The 22,600-nt window shown below is 41.2% G+C and carries 16 protein-coding genes; 8 read left to right on the top strand and 8 right to left on the bottom strand.

The features are described 5' to 3' along the window. Nucleotides 1–301: 301 nt before the first annotated feature. Complete coding sequence (locus QNI24_RS07125) at nt 302–2,695, top strand: hypothetical protein (RefSeq protein ID WP_267175866.1); 2,394 nt, start codon at nt 302–304, stop codon at nt 2,693–2,695. 293 nt (nt 2,696–2,988) lie between these two features. Beyond that, a complete protein-coding gene (locus tag QNI24_RS07130; RefSeq protein WP_267175867.1) occupies nt 2,989–4,227 on the top strand; it encodes a tyrosine-type recombinase/integrase in 1,239 nt (412 codons plus the stop codon). 147 nt (nt 4,228–4,374) lie between these two features. Here the strand turns inward: QNI24_RS07130 and QNI24_RS07135 are convergent, their stop codons facing one another. Further along, nucleotides 4,375–5,304, bottom strand: a complete 930-nt coding sequence (locus tag QNI24_RS07135) for an FHA domain-containing protein (protein ID WP_267175868.1) — start codon at nt 5,302–5,304, stop codon at nt 4,375–4,377. 223 nt (nt 5,305–5,527) lie between these two features. Here QNI24_RS07135 and QNI24_RS07140 point away from each other — a divergent pair, with 223 nt between their 5' ends. Then, nucleotides 5,528–5,893 (top strand): hypothetical protein, encoded by a 366-nt coding sequence (locus QNI24_RS07140; protein ID WP_267175869.1) that lies wholly within the window; start codon nt 5,528–5,530, stop codon nt 5,891–5,893. A gap of 53 nt (nt 5,894–5,946) precedes the next feature. Here the strand turns inward: QNI24_RS07140 and QNI24_RS07145 are convergent, their stop codons facing one another. Together QNI24_RS07145 and QNI24_RS07150 are read right to left on the bottom strand one after the other, a co-directional pair. Then, nucleotides 5,947–8,772 carry a serine/threonine-protein kinase gene (locus QNI24_RS07145; protein WP_267175870.1) on the bottom strand — a complete coding sequence of 942 codons (2,826 nt, stop codon included), beginning with the start codon at nt 8,770–8,772 and terminating at the stop codon, nt 5,947–5,949. A gap of 86 nt (nt 8,773–8,858) precedes the next feature. Beyond that, nucleotides 8,859–10,382, bottom strand: a complete 1,524-nt coding sequence (locus QNI24_RS07150; protein ID WP_267175871.1) for a diguanylate cyclase — start codon at nt 10,380–10,382, stop codon at nt 8,859–8,861. Between the two features lie 231 nt (nt 10,383–10,613). Between QNI24_RS07150 and QNI24_RS07155 the strand changes: the two genes are divergently transcribed. From QNI24_RS07155 to QNI24_RS07165, 3 genes are read left to right on the top strand one after another with little or no spacing between them, the layout of a single operon-like run. Beyond that, on the top strand, nt 10,614–12,083 hold the full coding sequence (locus QNI24_RS07155) for a flavin-containing monooxygenase (RefSeq protein WP_283708589.1): 1,470 nt from the start codon (nt 10,614–10,616) through the stop codon (nt 12,081–12,083). A gap of 55 nt (nt 12,084–12,138) precedes the next feature. After that, nucleotides 12,139–13,398, top strand: a complete 1,260-nt coding sequence (locus QNI24_RS07160; protein WP_267175873.1) for a putative DNA modification/repair radical SAM protein — start codon at nt 12,139–12,141, stop codon at nt 13,396–13,398. 3 nt (nt 13,399–13,401) lie between these two features. Then, complete coding sequence (locus QNI24_RS07165) at nt 13,402–14,286, top strand: TIGR03915 family putative DNA repair protein (RefSeq protein ID WP_283708590.1); 885 nt, start codon at nt 13,402–13,404, stop codon at nt 14,284–14,286. Here QNI24_RS07165 and QNI24_RS07170 read toward each other — a convergent pair. From QNI24_RS07170 to QNI24_RS07185, 4 genes are all read right to left on the bottom strand, one after another. Next, nucleotides 14,280–15,827, bottom strand: a complete 1,548-nt coding sequence (locus QNI24_RS07170; protein WP_267175875.1) for an exonuclease domain-containing protein — start codon at nt 15,825–15,827, stop codon at nt 14,280–14,282. The genes QNI24_RS07165 and QNI24_RS07170 overlap by 7 nt on opposite strands. Before the next feature lie 69 nt (nt 15,828–15,896). Beyond that, complete coding sequence (locus tag QNI24_RS07175; protein ID WP_267175876.1) at nt 15,897–16,919, bottom strand: succinylglutamate desuccinylase/aspartoacylase family protein; 1,023 nt, start codon at nt 16,917–16,919, stop codon at nt 15,897–15,899. A gap of 269 nt (nt 16,920–17,188) precedes the next feature. Continuing rightward, nucleotides 17,189–18,679, bottom strand: a complete 1,491-nt coding sequence (locus QNI24_RS07180) for a DUF5666 domain-containing protein (protein ID WP_267175877.1) — start codon at nt 18,677–18,679, stop codon at nt 17,189–17,191. Between the two features lie 50 nt (nt 18,680–18,729). Beyond that, nucleotides 18,730–19,545: a DUF6502 family protein gene (locus QNI24_RS07185; protein WP_267175878.1), complete on the bottom strand. Its 816-nt coding sequence runs from the start codon at nt 19,543–19,545 to the stop codon at nt 18,730–18,732. A 168-nt stretch (nt 19,546–19,713) separates the two neighbouring features. Between QNI24_RS07185 and QNI24_RS07190 the strand changes: the two genes are divergently transcribed. Both QNI24_RS07190 and QNI24_RS07195 read left to right on the top strand, forming a co-directional pair. Next, nucleotides 19,714–21,339 carry a hypothetical protein gene (locus tag QNI24_RS07190; protein ID WP_267175879.1) on the top strand — a complete coding sequence of 542 codons (1,626 nt, stop codon included), beginning with the start codon at nt 19,714–19,716 and terminating at the stop codon, nt 21,337–21,339. A gap of 64 nt (nt 21,340–21,403) precedes the next feature. Further along, nucleotides 21,404–21,739 (top strand): hypothetical protein, encoded by a 336-nt coding sequence (locus tag QNI24_RS07195; RefSeq protein WP_267175880.1) that lies wholly within the window; start codon nt 21,404–21,406, stop codon nt 21,737–21,739. Between the two features lie 92 nt (nt 21,740–21,831). On the opposite strand, the gene QNI24_RS07200 is transcribed toward QNI24_RS07195, so the two are convergent. Continuing rightward, the gene (locus QNI24_RS07200) at nt 21,832–22,569 is read right to left on the bottom strand and encodes a MauE/DoxX family redox-associated membrane protein (RefSeq protein ID WP_267175881.1); all 738 of its coding nucleotides are present in this window, start codon (nt 22,567–22,569) and stop codon (nt 21,832–21,834) included. Nucleotides 22,570–22,600 lie beyond the last annotated feature (31 nt).

The raw sequence follows: 22,600 nt of genomic DNA on the forward strand, positions 1-22,600 counted from the left end.
AACACCTGACTCATGCTGTTTGATGGCGCCAATGATTTGTTCTTCTGTATAACGTTTCTTTTTCATAATGAGATATCCTCTTTCTTAGTTTAATTGGAAATCTCATCCTTGTCATGGGTCTGTTTTTGGGGGAAAGGTCAGGGCGTTTATCATTTATTTAGGAATTCCAAATGGAGCTGATGCTGGATTGATGTTAAAATGCTCAATATTACTTGACTACTACATTTACTTTGAATATTTATTATCTCTAAAATAATCCAAGAGAGTATCAAGGGAATTTAGGCTACAAAGGAAATTGCTAATGAAATGTAAATTAATATGTGTGTTGCTAATTGCACATATCTCTTTTATGGGATTATGTAAAAACTCTAGTTATCAAGAAATTCAATCAAATGGAACCTCTTCCAAGCAATATCTATCAATTGATCAAAAGTTAACAGCTTTCGATCAATTTGGGATCGGTGGAGATCAAAGTTATTTTGGTCATAGTATCGATGTGGAGATGGGTATGGCCGTCGTTGGGGCGCCAGAAGCGATGGGGCATGGGTTGGCGTTTGTTTACCAGTTTGATGGTGATAATTGGCAGCTGTCTGAAACATTGATACCTGATGATGGACAACAAGGTGATGAATTTGGTTATTCCGTAAGCATAAATCAAGGGCGAATAGTTGTAGGAGCTAGAGAGTCTTCTAGTGGTGGAAATCGATTTGGTGCTGCATATGTTTTTGATTATGATGATGTAAATGACGAATGGGCACAGGTGCAAATACTGCTGGCCTCAGATGGCGATCGCGTTGATGAATTTGGTGCTGCAATATCTCAATATGAAGATACAATAATCATAGGGGCTCCCAACTATAGATTGAATGGTTATCGGGGGCAAGTTTATGTTTTCAAACTTTTAGATCATGAATGGATTGAACAATCTAAAATTCCAGGATATGGAAATTTTGGCAGTCAGCTTGTAATCAATGAGGCACAGATGGTTGTGAGTGCGTATAGTGATTCTTTTGAGGGAGTTTATCGAGTAGGTTCTGTTTATATATTTGAACCCAATGGGTTAGATTGGGTGTTTGAGCAAAAAATAAATGCTTCTGATCGAGAAGAAAACAATTACTTTGGTGCATCGATTGATATATATAATGAAATACTAGTTATTGGTGCAGATAAGGATGGAAAATATTTCGACGCTGATGGACCTGGCGCTGTTTATCTGTTCAAGAAAGAGGAAGACGTTTGGGAAGAGAAACAAAAGTTAGTGGCACCCAATGAACAACATTTCAATAAATTTGGATCGAACGTTCAAATTAATTCTAATAAAATATTTATCAGCTCTGTTTCAGATGAATCATTAGAACAATTTGAAGGCCATGTTCATGTCTTTGAACAGGCTGGCTTGAACTGGGTTCAAACTACTGACTTAGGCCCAATTATAGGTTCAGATGATAATGAATTTGATTTTTCTCTTGCGTCAGATAACAACCAGTTACTGATTGGTGCCAGCGGCGATGATTCTATTGACAATGAGGCAGGATCATTTTTTAGTTTTTCATTTAATAATTTCCAGTGGAATGAAAATGATAAAGTTGATATGCTCCTTGGTTCAGCAAGAAATTTCTTTGGTAGCACCACAAAAATTGATGGAAATCATATGATGATTGGTTCTTATGGGGATGATGAGATTGGTCGCGAGTCAGGTGCTGTATATGGGTATAAGCTTTTAAATGAAGAATGGATTCTAAACTCTAAGATTTTTGCAGAAAGCCCACAACCATTTCAAAATTTTGGATATGCAATAGATATAGATGGCTTAAAGGCTATTATAGGAGCCCCATCATTTGGTGATATGACAAATGATCCCGGGTCAGCATACATTTTTAATTATATCGGCGGCGATTGGGTTTATGAAACCAAGTTAACAGCAAGTGATGGAGTTGATGACGATTATTTTGGTGGTTCTGTAACTATTAACGGTGATTATGCATTAATAGGTGGAACAGGTTCTGATACTTTTGGTGATCGCAGTGGTGCAGCTTATATATTCAAAAAGGAAAATGGTATCTGGAGTGAAGTAAATAAATTGGTTATTCCTAATCCAGATGAAGATGATTACTTGGGCCTTGATGTTGGTTTAAATAATCAATGGGCAATTGTGGGACAGTCCGATGCAGTACATTTTTTTGATGCAAAATCAAATTGGATGCATTACCAAACAATCAATGGTTTTGGTCGATTTGGAAGTTCATTAGACTTAGATGGGGACACATTATTAGTTGGATCATATTTAGCTGATTCAGGGAATGGCAGAGGCAACGCAAGTCTTTTAAATTATGACGGAAAACTCTGGCAAATTGATCAATGGTTACGTCCCAAAGTTGGTGGATTCGACTTTTTTGGAATTGATGTATCACTCTCGAGTGACAACCTGATTATTGGTTCTAGTTGGGCACGAGTTAGTGGTACAAGCTACTCTGGTGCTGCCTATTGGTTTGCAAAGGTAAATGGTATTTGGGAAGAAAGGCAGACTTTGATTAATAATGAAGCCAGGTTATGGGATGTTTTGGGTGATTCTGTGAGCATTGATGGAGACAATGCCATTATTGGCGCAGTTGGATTAGATGATTTTGGGACAAATTCCGGTGCCGCTTTCTTGTTTAAAGCGACAGATGTAATCTTTAAAAATGGATTTGACTAAATCAGTAAGTTTATCTCTTAATAATCACCCTTAAAAAACCAAATCTTTAGATCTTATATCTCAAGCTATTTAAATATATTTTACACTGGACAAAATATTCATGGGGTTAGTTGGAAACTAGGGCTCATCAGAGGCAAATATTCAAATGTTTAGTTGGACGTCCAAGTTATTCAATAGGTGATAAATGTGTTGATATAGATCTCTCGCTAAATCCGATACTGTTTAGTATTGGACATAGTGTAAATATCGATATATAATGGCTTTTGTGTTAATGATTCATTCTATTATATTTTATGGCTCTTCCTCAACCAGTACCTTTGTATCCCACATATCAGGAATTAAAACACCTGTCCTTAAATGATTATCCACAGATGTGTGCAGAGATTGAAGGATTTGATGAATGGCAGCGCGTGCATTGGAATTGGGGAAAAGATTATTTGTTGTATATAGGCCGAAACAAATCTGAACACACCTATACACGTTTCAGAAATGAAATTGAACGTTTTCTGTTGTGGGCCATATTGATTAAAAACCAAGCCATTGATATTTACCGCAAATCAGATATTTTAGATTACGCTGATTTTTGTTGGCATCCGCCGGTTCAATGGATTGCTACACAAAACCACGATCGCTTTATTTTTGAGAATGGTTATTTTAAATCCAACGAGGCTTGGCGTCCGTTCAAGCTGCAAGCTGCTAAAAGCGCTGTAGATAAAAAAGTCGATAAAAAACGTTACCGACCATCGCAACAAACCTTGACTTCGACCTTCACAGCAATCATTTCATTCTTTAATTATTTGATGGGTGAAGAATTGGTTCTGGGTAATCCAGCGCAAATAGCTAAAAAAGACTGTAAACACTTCATCACTGAATCTCAAATCAAGGAACCTAAAAGGTTAACTGAAGATCAATGGCAATATGTTCTGGATACGGCCACAACCATGGCTGATGAAAACCCTTTGTTTGAGCGTAACTTGTTTATTATTGCCGCGACAAAAGTGCTTTTTTTGAGGATTTCGGAGCTGTCTGAAAGGCCAAATTGGAGCCCTGAAATGGGTCATTTTTGGCAAGATTCCGATCACAATTGGTGGCTCAGGATATTTGGTAAAGGTCGTAAAATAAGGGATGTAACGGTACCTTTGGCCTTTTTACATTATTTAAAGCGTTACAGAACTTCTCGGGGTTTAACGGCTTTACCTGACAGTGGTGAAAACACAGTTTTGGTTGAAAAAATCAGGGGCCAAGGTGGCATGACGGCCAGGCATTTAAGGCGCTTGGTTCAACAAGTTTTTGATCAAGCCTTTGAGCGCATGAGTCAATCGGTAAGTCCGGCCCAAGCCAGAAAACTCAAAGAAGCCACCACCCACTGGCTGAGACACACTGGGGCCAGTATGGAAGTTGAAAGAGGCAGGGCGCTTAAAGATTTATCCGAAGATTTAGGCCATGCCAGTATGGCCACAACAGATACCGTTTATGTACAAACAGAAAATAAGAAACGTGCAGAAAGTGGTAAAACAAGACGGGTTGATTGAGTTTATAATTATGTTTAGATAAATCATCTATCTTATTGATAAATAAAATCTATATTAATTTAGATAATAAAAAAGCAGGGAGGTTTAACCGCCCTGCTTAAGAACCCAGTTTTTTTGTGTCATAAGCACTGACGAGATGAGTCGTATTTATATTAACTGTTGCCCACCCTGGATGACTATTTCATCGCAATCCAAACGCAACTGCCCTCTTCTGCGTTGAATGAGAGAGAGTAATGCATTGGTATCAGAGCTATTGGTGTCAAGCAGTTGTTTTCTGAAACGGTAGATTTGGATGTTGATGTGTTTTTCATCCATGCCGGTCATTCTGACCAATAATTCCTTTTCTAACCAGCCTTGTTCTTCTGTTTTTAAACCATCAATTTGATCAGACAGCCGTTTACGTGCCAGACATAACAACAAATAATGGTGAACACGTTCACCCAGGGCAATGTGTTGTTGGTTCCACTGAATATCCAAATCAATGTGTTCTTCATCTCGACTCACAGCAAATTTCAATTGCGGCGTTTCATTGCTTAGTTGGACTATTGGGTTGGTTTCATCGATGTCATCAGGAGTGATAAAAACCCAAGTTTCATTACCAACACTAACTTGGTCACCTGAATTCAACACCCGCTGTTCATGTTGGTTCTCAAGAACCCACAGTGATTGGTTGTTGCGGTAGATGGTGATTTCTGGCTTTTGAGCATCTGGTAGCACAATTAAATCATCCAGCTCAATGGTCTGTTTGTGATTGCCAATGAGTAACAACATGCTTTTAGGGGCATTTAAATCAGTGATTTGCCATTTATCTGAATCAGGGCTGCCGAAATGCAGGGTATCAGCTGTCCTCAGCGTGTATTTTTCACCCGGTTCAAGTTTCTTTTTATTGAGGTAGGTGCCATTGGAGCTGCTGTCTTTTATCTGCCAATCGTTACCGTCCCAAAATACGTTGGCATGGATGCGTGAAGCAGCATGATCTCCCAATAAAGTATGTGCTGTGGCTGGGTGCCTTCCAAAGACATGCTGAGACCTCAGTATAACTGTTTCCCCAGTTGTTGGATTTTTGAATTTTGCCATGTTTGAAATTTGATGCCAGCTAAATTATTGTGGTTTATTGTAATAAGATGTAATATCTTTTTACAAATTAATCAGTTAAACTTTTAATCAAGACCTTATTAAAAAGGATTGATATATAAGCATTTATTAATGTGAACAGTCAGCAAAGGGGAATCCACAAAGGGGTTTTTAGTAAGGTCTTAATTAACTGCTCCTATCATTAACTACAACCAAGAGGAAATATATGTCAAACCCGACAATTGAAGTCAAATTAGACTCTTTACAACCAGGCACATTACCATCAGTTACCCAAGAAGTTTCAGTGGCCGAAGGCGGCCAGTTGGATGTCAACGTTACATGGCCATCTGATGCCCCCAACACCATCACAGTTGATTTACAGTTTACCGGTGGTGACCAAGACCCATTCAACGATGAAGCCAATGGTGACACCAATTTTGATTTAACTCGTGATGCGGGCAGTGCTTCAGCCACAGAGACATTGCAAATCATGAATGATGCTTCTTTAACGACTGATACTTATTGTTTGACCTTAACCATTAATGGACAGAATTATTCGACTGATCCACAAATTATTGTTGATCCTGATTGATTTTCATAAATGAGAATGTGGCACATATATTGGAACAGTATGTGTGCCATAATTTAATATGAAGAAATCAATTCCCTGAAATTATTATTTAATTTCGAATTCTTCAAAAGTGGAGATTTGACTATTTCTTCTAATGGATAATTCTTTTTTAACGCCCATTCCAAATGTAATAAAGCCTGATCAATCATTCCTAACTCATCAAAGGCTGTTGCTACTATAAAATTTTCTAAGCCAGTACTGTTTTCATTAATCTCAGATGCGAAATCTAATGCTTCTTGAGTAAAATTGAGGTTTGATAAATAATAAGAGAGGTCAGCTTTAACTTTTACATCGTTAGGGTTTATATTAAGCATATCATGAGCTAGTTCCGAGGCTTTTTGAAAACTATTAATTGCAGACTTTTGATTCCCATTAAATTTATATGCATCTGCTAAATTTCCCCAATATATATAGTGTTTATCATTGGTCTCTATTGCTTTTAGATAGTTGTGAATAGCTTCTTCATATTGCTCAATTGAAAAAAGCATAGTTCCTAAATTTGAGTAAGATCTATCCGATGGTTTTATTGCAATGGCCTTTTCACTGAAGGTGATCGCATTGGTGATATCATTCATAATGTAATAGAGAGCAGCAACATTGCGGTAACCAATGTGATTATTGGGACTAATCTCAGTTAATTTCAAAAATTGTTTTAAAGCATTGGAGTATTTACCAATTTGCGTATAAAAAACACCTAGATTAACAATCACATTCCAATTGTTAGGTGCCTGCTTGATTGCGTTAAGGTAAGTGTTTTCGGCCTCATCTACACGTTGTAGTTTGTTGAACGCATTGGCAAGACCTATTTGAGCATCAAAATTATTGGGGTTTTGTTTGATACTGGTGGTGTACATATCAATGGCTTGTTCATAATTACCCAGGTTTGATTCGGCTTCAGCCGATAAATAACTGACTTGTGGATTTTCAACATTGACTTTTTTGAGCGCTGTGATGGTTTCAACCATTTGATCTAGCCAAGTGCTGGCTTTTGTTTTTGAAAATTGATTCAAGTATGTTTCGGCCAATCCTACATAAGCAGCTTCATAACTTGGGTCATTTTTAATGGCCTGTTTAAATGAGTTTATTGCATCTGTTAAATTACCATCTTGGTCATATCGATACAAATACCCCCTGCCCTCAACATAATGTTTATAGGCACCATCTAATTGTGGTCTTTCAGCATTAAAGCTTGTGGCTAACGCCTCGGGCAAAGGCCAATCAAGCAGTGCCATGGCTTTTTCACGGATTAAGGCGTGTCCGCCAAATAAATCATCGGCGTTGATGTTTAATTCGGTGGTTTTTAATTGTTGGCCACTTTGTGCATCCAACAAGTTCAGCACCACCAGGCGGGTGGAGCCCATGTGTTGCATGCTGCCGGTAAGGATCAGTTCAACACCGTATTTATCCGCCACGGCTTTCGGTGCCACTTCTTTCATGCGACTGATCTCGGTGGCTGGAACTATCCAGGTATCCCCGATTTCACTGGCCACGGTGGCCAGATCAGTACTGAGGTTCACCGCCAAACCGTCACCGAATAATTGTAGGGTTGGGTCACCACTGATGTTATCAAAGGGCAAGATAGCGACTTTGGTGGCTTCGGCCAGTTGTTGTTCAATCAGTTGTTGGGTGGATGCGGGAAATAAGATGTCTTTGGTGGTCCAACCCAGCGCCACTATAAAGGGCAGTAGCATCGCAGCTTTGGTCAACCAGTGGCGTTTTTGCCACCAGTTTTTGCTGTAGGTTAATTCATTGTAAACCTCATCCAAAGCTGTGGCCAGTTCAGCACTGCTCTGCCAGCGTTGGTCTTTGGCTGTGGCCAGCATTTTATTCACCGTTTCGACTACCACTGCGGGTAATTCCGGTTTGATTTTTTCAATCGGTGTGAAGCGACCGTTAATGATGGCTTGTTTCACTACGCTGCTGTTCTTACCAGTGAAGGGGCGTTGGCCGGTGAGCATTTGGTACAACACAATGCCGAGGGAGTAAATGTCAGAACGAGGATCCAGATTAAGGCCTTGGGCCTGTTCGGGTGACATGTAGCTGGGGGTGCCAGCAGCTGGGGTGGTTAAGTGAGCCGCTTTGGACGCAGCCTCATCCTGTTCAACCATGTGTTCAACCAAGCCAGCGATACCAAAATCCAAAATCTTCAACGTGTTTTGTTCACTGAGCATGATGTTTTGCGGCTTGATGTCGCGGTGGATGATGTATTTTTGGTGTGCTGAGGATAAGCCGTGGGCTATTTGTCTGGCGTAATCAATGGCGGTGACCAGCGGTAGGCCCTCTTCTGGAATGAGCTCATCCAGTGGTTTGCCATCGACCCATTCCATGACGATGTAATTGCTGTTATCTGCCCGTGCCACATCATAGATGGTAACGATGTTGGGATGGTTCAGTTGGCTGGCCATGCGCGCCTCATCCAATAAGGCTTCGGTACTGAGCTGGTTGGTGCCGGAGAGTGGTCGCAACATCTTCAGCGCCACATCGCGCTGCAAAGTGCGGTCTTTGGCATGGTAGACCATGCCCATACCTCCCTGCCCCAACACTTTTAATACCTCAAAATGTGATAAGTCTCCTGCCAGATGAAAAGTTTTTTCATCGCTGGCTTGTTGTTTCTTTGCCGCCAAGACTGCTGGCGCCACAGTCACCTGTGGGTCATGGTTTTCTTGGGTAATGGCATTGGGATCAATGGTCTGATTCAGGTCAACGCTCGATGGTGCCTGGGTCTTCAGGGTCTCATCATCCGCTGCGACCAATTTCCATTCGCACAGCTCGCATGCTTTGGTATCTATTGGGTTGTGGTGGTGGCATTGTGGACAGGATAAAAACGGTGCTTGATCCATTAATTAATTATATCGGTGTTTGGGTACAGTGATTATATGAATGGATTGATACCGAAGTCAATTCGCCGGTTGAAACAGCAGCAGGTCTATGGCGCCACAACAGTTCGGTTGCGACCGTCATTTTTCGCTTGGTACATGGCATTATCAGCATCATCGAGAAACAACAGGTTATTACTGCCGTACTTGTCATGGTAATTGGCTATGCCAATACTGACTGTGACTTTGACACTGTGTTCATCTTGGGTGATGGTGGTGGCCGCCAAATCTTGGCGAATGGCCTCGGCCAATTGTAGGGCTTGTTGTGGCTCAACATCTGGCAATATAACAATAAACTCCTCACCACCAAAACGACCGGCATGGGCATCATCATTGATGTGTTTGCGGATGATGTCAGCAAAAGTTTTCAACACTTCATCACCGGTAATATGGCCGTAATTATCGTTGATGTTTTTGAAGTGATCCAGATCCATCACCAGTAAAGCCAATTGTTGGCCACTATTGTCGGCTTGCTTAATGGCCTCTGACAACGATTCATCAATGTGTTGGCGGGTGTATAGTTGGGTTAAATCATCGGTGATGGCCCGCTTGTAGAGCAATGTGTTATGCAGTGCAATGCTGGTATGTGCCGCAAAAGTGGTCAGAAATGGAATTTGCGTTTGACTGAAGTTGTGTGACTTGTTTTGGTTATCCAGGTACATCACACCCACCACTTGAGTATCCTGGACCAGTGGAATAACCACAATACTGCGACCACCGCCGTCACTGACTGGATTCAGATCAGATAAGGTTTCGTTGAGTTGGGAGTCGCCAATGATGATGATTTGGTTCTGCTCAAAACAGCGCGCCACCAGTTTCTGACTGAAAGTCTGCTTGCTTGGTTCATCAGACCAACGCAGTGCATTGAAATGGCGCATGGCCAAAAACTCAAAGCCCTCAGCCTGACAATCTTTCAAAACCACAAAGCCTCGATCGGCATTCAATACTTTACTGACCAGGTTCAAAGAGGTTTTTAATAGTTCGGATGAGCTTAAACTGCGGTTCAAGATGTGACTGATTGAATTGAGTATTCTTTGTTCTTTTAAACGCAGTTCTTGGGCACTGATTAAGTCATGTAATTCAGAATCAATGTTTTTAATCAGCTGAACATTCAGCGTGTCATCACCGTAATTGTCTTGCAGCATGCCTAGCAGTTTAATCCTGAAGTCATTGATTTCGCCTGAAAGTTCGGTTTCATCAGCAACATCTGGGGGATGAAAACAGGTTTGGAATAACTCTTGCGACTCATCACTCCTACGCAATTCGTACCACATGCTCAAGTTCCCCAACTTAATTTCGGTATCAACCACCAAGGATTCAGCCACATGCGGCGCCAATTGGTCACCATTAACCCAGGTGCCAAAGCTGGAGCCGGTGTCTTTGACCTGTAATTTACCTTGGTTCCAAGAGAGTTCTAAGTGTTGACGAGAGACACTGGTATTGAACACCTCCACGTCGGCTTGATCAGAACGTCCAATGGTGATCACTTTTTTAGCCGGCGACAACTGCTCACAGTGTAATTCGTTGTCTACGTCTATCCATGACAGATAGTGATTGGTATCCTTTGGTTGCATAGAAAATGGTAGATGGAATTAGGTTATTATGCTGTGGTCATAGAATGAATGTCAACTGCAACTTTTTTGGCATACATTTCAATGAATTATTCCAATCATTTAATGTACATAATCACACATTATTAAGCGGTTATTGTTTGGTTTCTGCTTTCGTTTTAGTCTGTCGTGGCGGTGTTTGACAAGTGACTCATCAGCAGGCAAGATAAATTGTCCCAGTTTTTACAACATCATATGACCACTAATTCATTGCTACATCATGAAACCATCATCATTGGCGCTGGTTTCAGTGGTGTTGGTTTAGCCATGCGGCTGCAGCAACAAAACCACAGTGATTACCTGATATTAGAACGGGGTGATGACATCGGCGGGGTATGGCGTGATAACACCTACCCGGCTGCGGCTTGTGATGTGCCCTCAAGCTTGTATTCTTTCTCTTTCGCGCAAAACACCCATTGGTCACGCAGCTTTTCAGGTCAAAGTGAAATAATGAATTACCTGAAAGACTGTGTCGATGCACACATCCCCAGTCATAAAATTCAATTGAATCAATGCGTAGAAGCCGCTGAGTTCAATCAGGTCACAGGCTTATGGCATGTCACCACTGCGAACAAAGCGATTTATTCTTGTCGCTTTTTAATCTCTGCCTGTGGCCAACTGTGCCAGCCAGCTTGGCCAAACCTCACGGGTAGCGAAAGGTTCAAAGGCACGCAGTTTCATTCAGCCCAATGGCAGCATGAACACGACTTCCAAGGTAAACACGTGGCGGTGGTTGGCACCGGTGCCAGTGCCATTCAGTTCATCCCTGAAATTGCCAAGCTAGCTGCCACGGTCACCATATTTCAACGCACAGCACCTTATGTACTGCCTAAACGCGACCGTGTCATCAGTCAGGTTGAACAAAAACTGATGTCGCGCTTGCCAAAGTTACAAGACCTGATCAGAAAGGCCATTTATACCAAAAACGAATTCAGGTCACTTTATATGGGCCCATTAAAAGCGGTGTTAAAACTATACACTTTGCGTTGGCAATGGTTCATGCATTCTCAAATCAAAGACCAAGAAAAAAGGCACTTGCTGACGCCTGATTATGTGATTGGTTGTAAACGCATATTAATCGCCAATAATTACTACAGCACACTCAACTTACCGCACATTAAACTGGTGGCTGAACCGATCAAAAAGGTCACTCAAGATGGGGTGATGACTGAATCTGGTAAGCACCACACGGCCGACACCCTGATTTATGCCACTGGTTTCAAGGCCGCCGATTTTCTTCAAGGCATCCACATCAAAGGCACCTCAGATGAATCCCTGCAGCAACAATGGCACCAAGGTGCGTATGCCTACCACGGCATCACGGTCTCTGGTTTTCCTAATTTCATGCTGTGTTATGATCCCAACACCAACATAGGTCACAACTCCATGATTCATGTGCTAGAAAGTCAGTTCAATTACATTTGTGATTATATTGACCAAATTAAAAATAGAAATATCAATTACATGGATTTAAAAGCTGATGTCGAAAGTAAATACAGAGTCCAGTTACAAAAACGCTTGGCCAATACCGTTTGGCAACAAGGTGGTTGTCACAGCTGGTACCAAAACGCTGCCGGCACCAACACCAACAACTGGCCTGGGATGACGCTGAGTTATCGCTTGAAAACCAAACAAATTGATATTGATGATTACCATCATTATTGAGTGAGTTAAGTGATTGTCAGTTGTATGTTCCCTTTATGTTCCCTATAATGACAACATGCAACTCATAGATAAATTGGCGATCTTAGCTGATGCCGCTAAATACGACGCTTCATGTGCCTCCAGTGGTACCGATCAACGCGACTCAAAGAATGGCAAAGGCATTGGCTCATCCGGTGGCATGGGCATCTGTCACAGCTACACCCCGGATGGACGTTGTGTGTCCTTGTTGAAGATTCTGCTGACTAATTTTTGTATTTATGAATGCAGCTACTGTGTCAACCGGGCATCCAGCCAAGTCAAAAGAGCCCGTTTTACCGTGGATGAGGTGGTGAAACTGACCATTGAATTTTACAAGCGCAATTACATTGAAGGACTGTTCCTGAGCTCCGGCATCATCAAGAACGAAGACTACACCATGGAACAAATCAGCCTGATTGCTAAGAAACTGCGCACCGAGCATGATTTCAGGGGCTATATTCATTTAAAAACCATCCCAGATGCCTCACCAGAACTTTTGGCAGAGGCTGGTAAATATGCAGATCGCCTGAGCATCAATGTCGAAATGCCAACAGCTCAATCACTGCAACAGTTTGCACCCGAAAAAAGCCCGCTCGGTATCAAAAAAAGCATGGCGCGCTTGAAATCGGGAATTGCTGAGGCAAAAGCCCATAAGCGCCAAAAGAAAACCATCAGCAACCAACGCATCAAAAGCCACATCAAATTTGCGCCAGCCGGACAAAGCACGCAGATGATTGTGGGTGCAGATCAGTCCAATGACCGCATCATATTGATCCAGTCAAATCAACTTTACAACAATTTCAAAATGCGTCGGGTCTACTACTCGGCTTTCAGCCCGATTCCAGATGCATCACAGGCACTGCCTTTGATTGCACCGCCATTGATGCGCGAACACCGGCTTTATCAAGCCGATTGGTTGTTGCGGTTTTATGGTTTTGAGGTGGATGAAATCACCCCTTTAAACTCAACATCTGATGGCATGTTGGACTTGCATATTGATCCCAAATTATCATGGGCCATCAATCACCGTGAATTTTTCCCCATCAACCTGAACAAAGCCAGCTTGGAACACATATTAAGAATACCTGGAATTGGTGCCATGAGTGCCCGCCGCATCATCAACATGCGTCGATACAGCCGAATCAGACTGATTGATCTACAGAAAATGCGTGTGGCAATCAAAAAAGTCAAACCTTTTATAGAGACTTCAGATTATCACCCACAGGCTCGCTTGTTAGAAAAGGACAACCTGCGTGGCTATTTTATTCCGCCAGAACAACAACAATTGGCCTTCTGATACATGACTGGTATGGCAGAAAAACAACTCACTGTGCAACAGGATTTCAAACGCTGGCGCGAGATGGCTCGAACTTACCTACAAAATGCAGTGATTCCAGCAGATGCCAGGTGGGACTTGGGTGATCAATTGGCCCTGCCCTTCAGCTTTGAGCAGCCGAAAAGCGCAGCAAAAACCAACAAACACCAAGTACCTGCCGCTTTCATTCAAGTGGCTCAGTTTCTGTCACAACATCGCGACCACAGCAAATGGACCTTGTTGTATCAAATGCTGTGGCGCCTGACTCATGGAGAGCCTTATCTTTTGCGCCTGTCATCTGACCCAGCTGTGCGACAATTACACCGGATGAACAAAGCAGTCAGTCGTGACATTCACAAGATGAAAGCTTTTGTTCGGTTCAATTCATCCAGCCATTCAGGTGAAGAACATTTTCATGCCTGGTTTGAACCGGAACATTTGGTCCTTGAGGCTGTGGCTGAATTCTTTGTTAAAAGATTCACCGCCATGAATTGGACCGTCTGTACGCCAGGCGGTTGTGCGCACTGGAATCAAAAGCAATTGCGCTTGAGTGAGGGTATCACTTATGCTGTGTACCAGCAAATGACAGAAGATGATGAAATGAATGAATACTGGCGCCAGTATTACCGCCACATTTTTAACCCGGCCCGATTAAAAGAGGCGGCGATGAAAAGCGAAATGCCTAAGAAATACTGGAAGTACTTACCTGAATCTGTCTTGATCCCTAAACTGACCCAAAAGGCCACGCTTAACATGACTCACATGCTGAGCCAACCAGCCACAGACCCTGAGCGACTCAGGGCTAAATCAAAAAAACTCAAACAACAACAAAACGCAATCCGAAGTAAAAATCAAAAACAAGCTCAATAAGTAGATTCAGCGGCTTGTAAATGATGTATTTTGATGTTGTTAACCGACAATTTTTCTGCATCCAATAAAAACCTCACCAAAATAAAATAAATATCCAAATCAAAATCACCGGTGATTTCTTTGGCCATCGTTTGTTCATGGCTGATTTCTACAGGATTTGGATTGATGGTGAAACCACGGTCATACAGTTCTTCTTCAGACTCGATAGTACCTTGATACAACCATTGGTCAACCCAATGGAAGGTCTGCAGATTATCATCTTCTGCTTGCCGCTCCTCCACTAATACGGGTCCAGGATAAGGCCACACTTTCTGGTGGTACTTCTGTAGTGCTTTAAGTAACCTTTCATCGTGAGTGGCTATGGTTTCCTTGCCACAGCAAACACCTAAACATTTGTTTAATTGGTGTCTAAAGCAAGGCTGACCTTGTTTGATGGTGCCAGATTCAATTCTCAGTAGTTTATGGCATAAAAAATATTTGTCGGCCAAGTTTTGGAGTTTGATTTGGGCTTTTCGCTTGCTGCGGAATAAACCATAAAAATCCTGCACAATGTGGTCTGAATCATCAACTTCGATCATATTGATTTGTGGGTAGATGTAGCCCTCTTGATGCAGTTGGGTTTTGATTCGATACAGCTTACGCACCCGTTTGAGTCTTGAGTTAAACAATGGTTTCAGGCTTTTAACTTGTTGACTCTCGAGTATCTGCGCGCCAAAATCACTGGCAGTTTGGGTGTAATCTATTTGTGCGATCAATGGACTCATCTTCAGGTCTTTGTGGTTCTTAAAGTCTTGTGAAAAATGACTCAGTACCCGCTGTCTGATGTTGACGCTCTTGCCGACATACAACAATTTGCCTTGTTCATCATAAAAGTAATACACCCCTGATGTTTTTGGCAGCGCGTCGATGTGTTGCTGGTTGATTTTTATCGGCAAGGTGTGTTCTTTGAGCAAGCGATCACAGGCAGCTTTGATTTCTTCCACCGTGTGAATCTGACTGGTTTTGATGAAAAAAGCTTGGATGGCAATGGCATCATCCAAAGCCCGGTGGCGGTTGGTGATGTTGATATTGAAACGCTTGATGATGTAATCCAATCCATGCCTTTTATAATTAGGGTAAAGCATGCGACTGAGTTTCACTGAACACAGGGGCTTGGTGTTGAACTTGATACCTGCACGTTCGAATTCCATTTTCAGGAATCCATAATCAAAGCGCGCATGGTGAGCGACCAACACCCGATCATCGAGTATTTCAAGTAACTTATCAATAACTTCGGCAAAGACAGGTGCCTCTTTGACCATGGTGCTGGTGATGCCTGTGAGTCTGGTGATGCCTGCTGGTACAGCGCGTTCAGGGTTGATGAAAGTTTGCCAGCGATCAACTTGTTGGCCATTTTCAATCACAACCAAGCCAATTTCTATGATGCGGTGGTAACTGGAACGCCCGCCTGTGGTTTCACAGTCAAGCAGCACCATGCGCGTTGGAAAACCGTCGGATAATTGTGGTGTTTGCTGCTGTTCTAGCCAGTCAATTTGAGCCATGTGAGTGGGTAATTTTGGTCAATAGGTATTGTAAAATTCTACAGATGAATTTGTTGTCGTTAAGTACCCCTATTCCAACTCAAAACGATCCTGCATGGTCTCAATACTGGCTTCGACTTTTTTCGGTTTGTTAAAAAATGCAATGTGATAAACCGCTTCACCTTCTTGAACCAGAGGGATATTTTGTTTGCCTATGACGATGCCATCGGCATGACTTTTGACCTCGGATGAAATTTCACCGAGAGGGGTTTTGACCAGCGCCAACACCTCGCCTTCGGAGACTCGATCACCCAATTCTGCTTTATGTAAAACAAAACCACTGTCAGCCGCCCTCACCCAGCTACTTTTGTATGCCACAAATGGCTCAATGGGCAACTTTTTACTGCGGGATTTGGGTAACATTTTTAAATGTCTGAGTACATTGATGATGCCTTTGAGTCCGACACTGATGGACAATTCATCAAAGCGCAAAGCCTGACCTGCTTCATACAACAACATGGGTATGCCTAATTCATCAGCCGCTTCTCGCAATGAGCCATCGCGTAAATTCGAGTTAATGATCACCGGTACACCAAAGGCTTTGGCCATGGCAAAAGTCGTCTCATCATCAATATTGGCTCTGATTTGTGGCAAATTACTGCGATGAATGGCACCGGTGTGTAAATCAATACCAAAATCACACAAACTGACAATTTCTTGCATAAACAGGTGCGCCATTCTTCCTGCTAATGAGCCCTTAGCTGAACCAGGAAAGCTGCGGTTTAAATCACGCCGGTCAGGCAAATAACGGCTCTGATTCAACACCCCAAAACCATTAACCATGGGCACAGCTATTAATGTGCCTTTGAGGGTATTGATGGATTTTGATTTGATCAGCCGTGAAATGATTTCAACGCCATTCAATTCATCACCATGAATGGCTGCACTGATAAAGATGGTTGGCCCTGGTTTTTTCCCACGCTTGACATAAATGGGGATGTTCATGGTGGTGTCGGTATAAAGTTTTAATGTGGGTAGGTGAATTTCTCTGCTTTCACCGGGGTTGATTGCTGTACCACCGATAATAATTGGGTCTTCTTTTGTCTTTGTCATCACAACATAGCGATTGAATAAGACTTGATTATAACCCCAGTTAAATCCTAAAAGATGTGATGATTCAATTCTTTTGAACAGTGTCTGATTCTTTGTTCATTTCATTGATACTGTGATTTAATATCAGCAAGTATTGATAATTGCAAAGCACAGTTATGCCCACAACTTTGTCATCAAAATAACCCAAGAGCAGAAAAATAATTAGAGTGCATATAAAAAAGCCAGACATGATTGCCTGGCTTCTCTATTATTGCTGATAAAAAAAGAGGTTATTCGAAAGAATCAGCAAATATGACATCTGGTAAGCCGGTTATGGTACCGACCCCCAGCGCTTGTGTTGCTCCGGCTTTGATGCTACTTACCCGAGTGAAATCATCATCCTCATCTATTCTGATGATACCTCCTGATATCACATTTGTGGTTTCATTGATAAACGCATCTTCCACTTCAACTTCAGTACCAACAGCAATTTGATTAAAGAAATCAGCTGAACTAATTGGCATACCATTGATATCAAAGAACACAGAAGTTGATGTATCAACAACCACACCAAAGATTTCAATTTGTGGGTTATTAATAGCTGTTATGAATCCATCGGCATTGGCCTCATTTACATCCGGGTTGCCTCGTTCTCTTACTCGGGTTGCATATAAGTTACCCTCCGAATCGGCATATCCTCTGACTTCTACTTGGGTCTCCACCCCTAGACCAGAGCCCATGATGCCATCTTCATCTCGTAATTGTGGAGTTGAGAATATGGTTTTGCCAAACAGTGTTATCGATTCACCTGTTGTGACATCTGATGGTAGTACAGGTTCTTCAAATTTAAACCTGACTTCTTTGAATTTAACTTTTAAAGCATCTATCAAAGAGGTGGTTGTGTTCATTAATCCTTCAACCTCAACTTTAGCACCTATCACAATATCATCAACTTCACCATTGATGTAAACAGTTGCACCACCGACCGTGATTGGTTGTCCTGCGATAGTAAATAGATTATTTAGTTCAATGTCCTCAAAGTCTACAATGCCTTCTAGTGCTACTGGAATCACATCACCAGGTAGGGTTGTTATTCCCTCAGGTTTACATTCTATTTTTGTGACTGTATTGAGGGGTGAGCCAGCCATAAACATGGCATCAGGCGTCGCTTCTACTTCTACAAAAAGTCCATCTGCTAAACCGGTGTCACAATCATTTGGAATCACGCCACCTATTATCACTACTTGATTCTGAATACTGAATTGCGTGGCATTCAATCCAGATACATAACCGGATACTTTCCATTCATCCAGTGGCTCATCATCGGCTTCAACTCGACTCACTATTAAAGTCGAATTTGAATCAACAAAGCCTGACAGTTTAAGCTCATCACCAACTGAGATCTGTTCGAAAGTTAAGTTATCTTCAAAAAATGTATTGGCAGTTAGTAAGGCGTCTACATTGAAGATCCTGAATGGATCTAATGAGGTCACAGGCCCTTTATGTGTATTGATTAAATCAATTTCTTCAATTGTTCCAGTGGTCACTTCTGGGTTAACATCGCTGGCAATTCTATACCTGACTTTAAAACCAGTACCACCTTGGCCTCTGATTTCAGGAATAACTTGGCCATCCTCTTTAATCACTGTATTTTGATCGATTTGAAAGTTTCTGATATCGTTTATTGAAACACCTGTACCTCCTTGCCCTTTGATGGCCCCTGAGGCAACGGTACTTGCCATAATTAATACCATAATGAGTATTTGACTGTGTTTTTTCATTTTCTGCTCCTGTTTAAGAGATATGTAATTGTTTTTGTTGTTAATTGTTTTCATTGTTTGTCACCTTGATAATAGTAAAGACCAAGACCGATATAAGGTAATGTTTCACCATCATCATTGGCATACTGGATTAAATGTTCTAAGTATTCGTCTACTTCATTAGCCAATTGTTGGCTTTTGTCACGTACGAAGGATTCCGCAATATTGATAAGAGATATTGGTAATTCCTCATGAAAAACGATGCGTTGGAATCTGGGGTCAGACTTCTCTGGGTTGATGTTGTGTTCAATCGTTTCCAGTAAGTATTGAGTTGAAACACCTAGGAAATTAAGTTTCTGAACATCATCAGGGTCGTTGACAGTCAAGTAGTAAGGTTTTAAAAGCTCTACATCACCATCTACTACCTTTGCTGAGCCTGAAACGACTAAATCATCCAGAATTGAACGGACAGTTGCACCACCTGAATACTTTTCAACCAGTGATTTGAAGTCTGGTTCTTTTTTAGAGTCCAAGGGTAAAATTTTAGCCTTGTCATGTTGGTCAAGATAATCTTTATCTTCCGCCCATCCAGTTAAAACCCTTACAGCTCTGTTCCATTTATATTGTTCTGTTTCCTCAGTAAACAAATCAGATTTCATCTGAATATCCACTTGAGTTCTTGATAGTCCTGTGATCACTGAAATGCGTGATTTTGATGGTGGTTTGCCGTTAATACCAAAATGTTCATTGGCCACATCAACATAAGTCCACCTCAAAATATCGCTCACTTCATTGAAAGGAACTTTTAATCTCAACAATATTTTGACCAAAGGCCTGAATATTTGTATGAGCATTTGAATGATGACGCTTTTTAATTTATTTTTCATTGTCCGCACTTTTTCATATTTGTGGCTAATTTACCAATTAAAATTCTAAATTGCAATATATATTGCAAATAAATTAAATAAATCTTGATTTATACCCTAATATTGACATATAAAATGCATAAAGAGGTTTTAAAAAAATTGATTCTGTACAACACAAATGAGGTAAAAATGAATAAAGTACTTAAAACATTAATATGTATATACATTGCAATATTTGCGAGTTTGGCGCATGCCAGTGAGCCGATAATTACCAAAAGTTTTACTGGTGGGTGGCATGACCCAAGTAAGAATGGCCAAGGATTTCTGTTAGAGATCATCAGAAGCAACAACCAAAAGAAAGCATTAACTACATGGTTTACATTTGATACCAGCGGCAATCAATATTGGTTGATAGGCGTTGGCGAAATCCAAGGCCAAAGTATCAATTTTGAAATGTTATTACCACAAGGTGGTCAATTTGGTGATGCGCATGATCCTTCTAACATGACAAATACCTACTGGGGAGATGTGAAATTCAATTTTACCAGCTGTAACAATGGAACTGTCAATTGGGAACCACAGTTACCTGGCTTCGGTTCAGGCTCAATGCAAATAATCAGAACCACAGCAATCAATAATTTGAATTGTACGGGTGGTTTATTTGATGAGTTGGGTGACACCTTAGAGGAAACAGAAATAATTACACCACTCACTTCAACCGGTGTCGATTCAGATGCCAATGGTAAAACTAAATATGAGCAAAGAACCGATCGCATAGATTACTCAGTTGAGATTGAAGATTTGCCAGTAGGTGTGTATGAATTGTATGTGGGTGATATAAAACAAGGTCTAATAACTGTCGTGTCCCAAAACGATGGAAGCACAGAAGGTGAGATTGAATTCAGAGATCCAGTTGAGCCAGGTAAACTGCCCTTAGATTTTGACCCACAAGGCAAGGTCGTCGATATTGTTCAAAACAATGTGGTTTATTTAACTACCGATGGTTCAAATGGTGGCAGCAACAATGGAGGTAACACCAGTGAAAATGCGCCACCATTTGGCAACAGCGAATCAGTAGTTTATATGCTTAACGCTGGTATTACACCTTTAGGAAAAGCAAAAACCAAACTTGAACAGCGGTCAGACCGTGTTGATTTTCAAATTGAGCTTGAAGATGTTCCTGTTGGTTTTTATGATTTTAATGTCAACGGATCTGTTGAAGGTGTTATAGAAGTGACTCAAACAGCTGCAGGAATTGAAGGTGAGTTGGAATACCGTAACCCAGTTGAAGCTGGTAAAGAGTTGCTTGATTTTAACCCGTTGGGCCAATCATTATCAGTCACCCAAGGATCTACTGTTTTCTTTACACTTAATTTTCCATCAACACCAGGCAATGGTGATGATGATAATGACTGTGAAAATGGTTCAGGAGATGACTGTAATGACAATGATGATTGCGCTGATGGTTCAGGAAACGATGATTGCGATGATGATAACAACACTCAGTTAGTTGAGATTGAGTTAGATTTTAACAATTCAGGTCTTGATTCAGATGCCAGTGGTTCGGTTGAATATGAAGTGCGTAGTGACCGTAAAGATTTTAAAGTAGAAGTTGAGGACCTTAATTTTGGAACTTACCAACTGGTTGTTGGTGGAGCAACAGTGGCATCTTTCAATGTTAATGATGATGAGGTTGAACTTGAATTTCGTGATCCTGTTGAACCGGACAAATTGCCGTTAGATTTTGATCCATTGAATCAATTGATTGAAGTTAAACAATCTGGCAATGTTTATTTATCAGTGTTGCTACAGTAAAACAACTTTACATCTGGCTTGGCGCCTAAGCTGGGCCAGATGATAACTCCTGTTAAATAATTATATGAACCAGCCACATCATGTCATCAATAATTCACTTGAATATAACAGTTCAATTGATCGGTTGTGTTCATCAGTCGTTTTGAACAAAGACCAATGGCTGGGTGAGTGTTTGGATGATTACTTATTTAAACTGTGTGGAACAGATCAAGTGGTTTGGATACCATGCAAATACATTTGCCACTCTGAAAGGCTTAATCATTCTTTTGAGGTTCACATACCACCGGATGAGGCATTCAGTTGTGCCAAGATCGTCATTTCGAATGCCATCAGAATATGTCTGATTAAACAACACTTAGTTAAGGGCAGTCAGCTTTTGCCTTTTTTAGAAAAGTCTTGAATGATGTGGTTTTCACACATATCAACAACATATATTTGATTGGATGTGGGTGTTTTAATCATCAAGTACTTTTCGTGTTGTATCATTCTTTCCTATAAAAACTTAATAAGCATGTAACTTGCTGCAAAAATCATCATCAAGTTCTCAGTCAGCGATACAAAACCCAATGGCACATTGCTGTCGCCACCAACACAGGCACATTTGAGGTCCCTTTTATCCACATAAACGGCTTTGCATACTGAAATTGCTCCCACTGTACCAATAAACAAGGACACAGGCGCGTAAAACATTGGGTTTAATCCAGACAGCATGCCTACTCCCGCATAGGCTTCAGCGAACGCATAGACCTTGGCATATGGGATGTATTTCATGGCCAGTAAATCATAGGTAATGAACTGATTGGTAAAAGCTTCCAAGTCCCTTAATTTCTGCACGGCCAAAACGCACATGCTGATGCCAATAAACCACATCAAAACTGATGCATAATTGATTGAGTCATAAAAGTTAATGGATAATGCCAATGACATCAAAAACGTCACACTGAAAATAGCAATGATTGGTTTGTAGGTGGTTTCATCTTTGTCTTGTTGTTGAAGACCTAAATAGGCTACCAAGTCATCATAGCCACCAATTCGCTTACCCTCAATGAACACCTGAGGAGTGGTTTTCACATCATGCTGTTCTTTGAATGCATCTGTTTGTTCCCTTGATTCAAGGATTTGATCGTCCAGCTCATAGCCATGCTTTTTCAATAAATGTTTGGCTTTGAGTCCAAATGGACAAATGTGATCAGATGTTTCCATCCGATAGAGCGTTGCTTTTTTTTTCATCAGAAATTCTCCTAATTATTTTTGGTTTTTC

Source organism: Marinicella marina (genome assembly GCF_030065545.1).
GTDB lineage: Bacteria > Pseudomonadota > Gammaproteobacteria > Xanthomonadales > Marinicellaceae > Marinicella > Marinicella marina.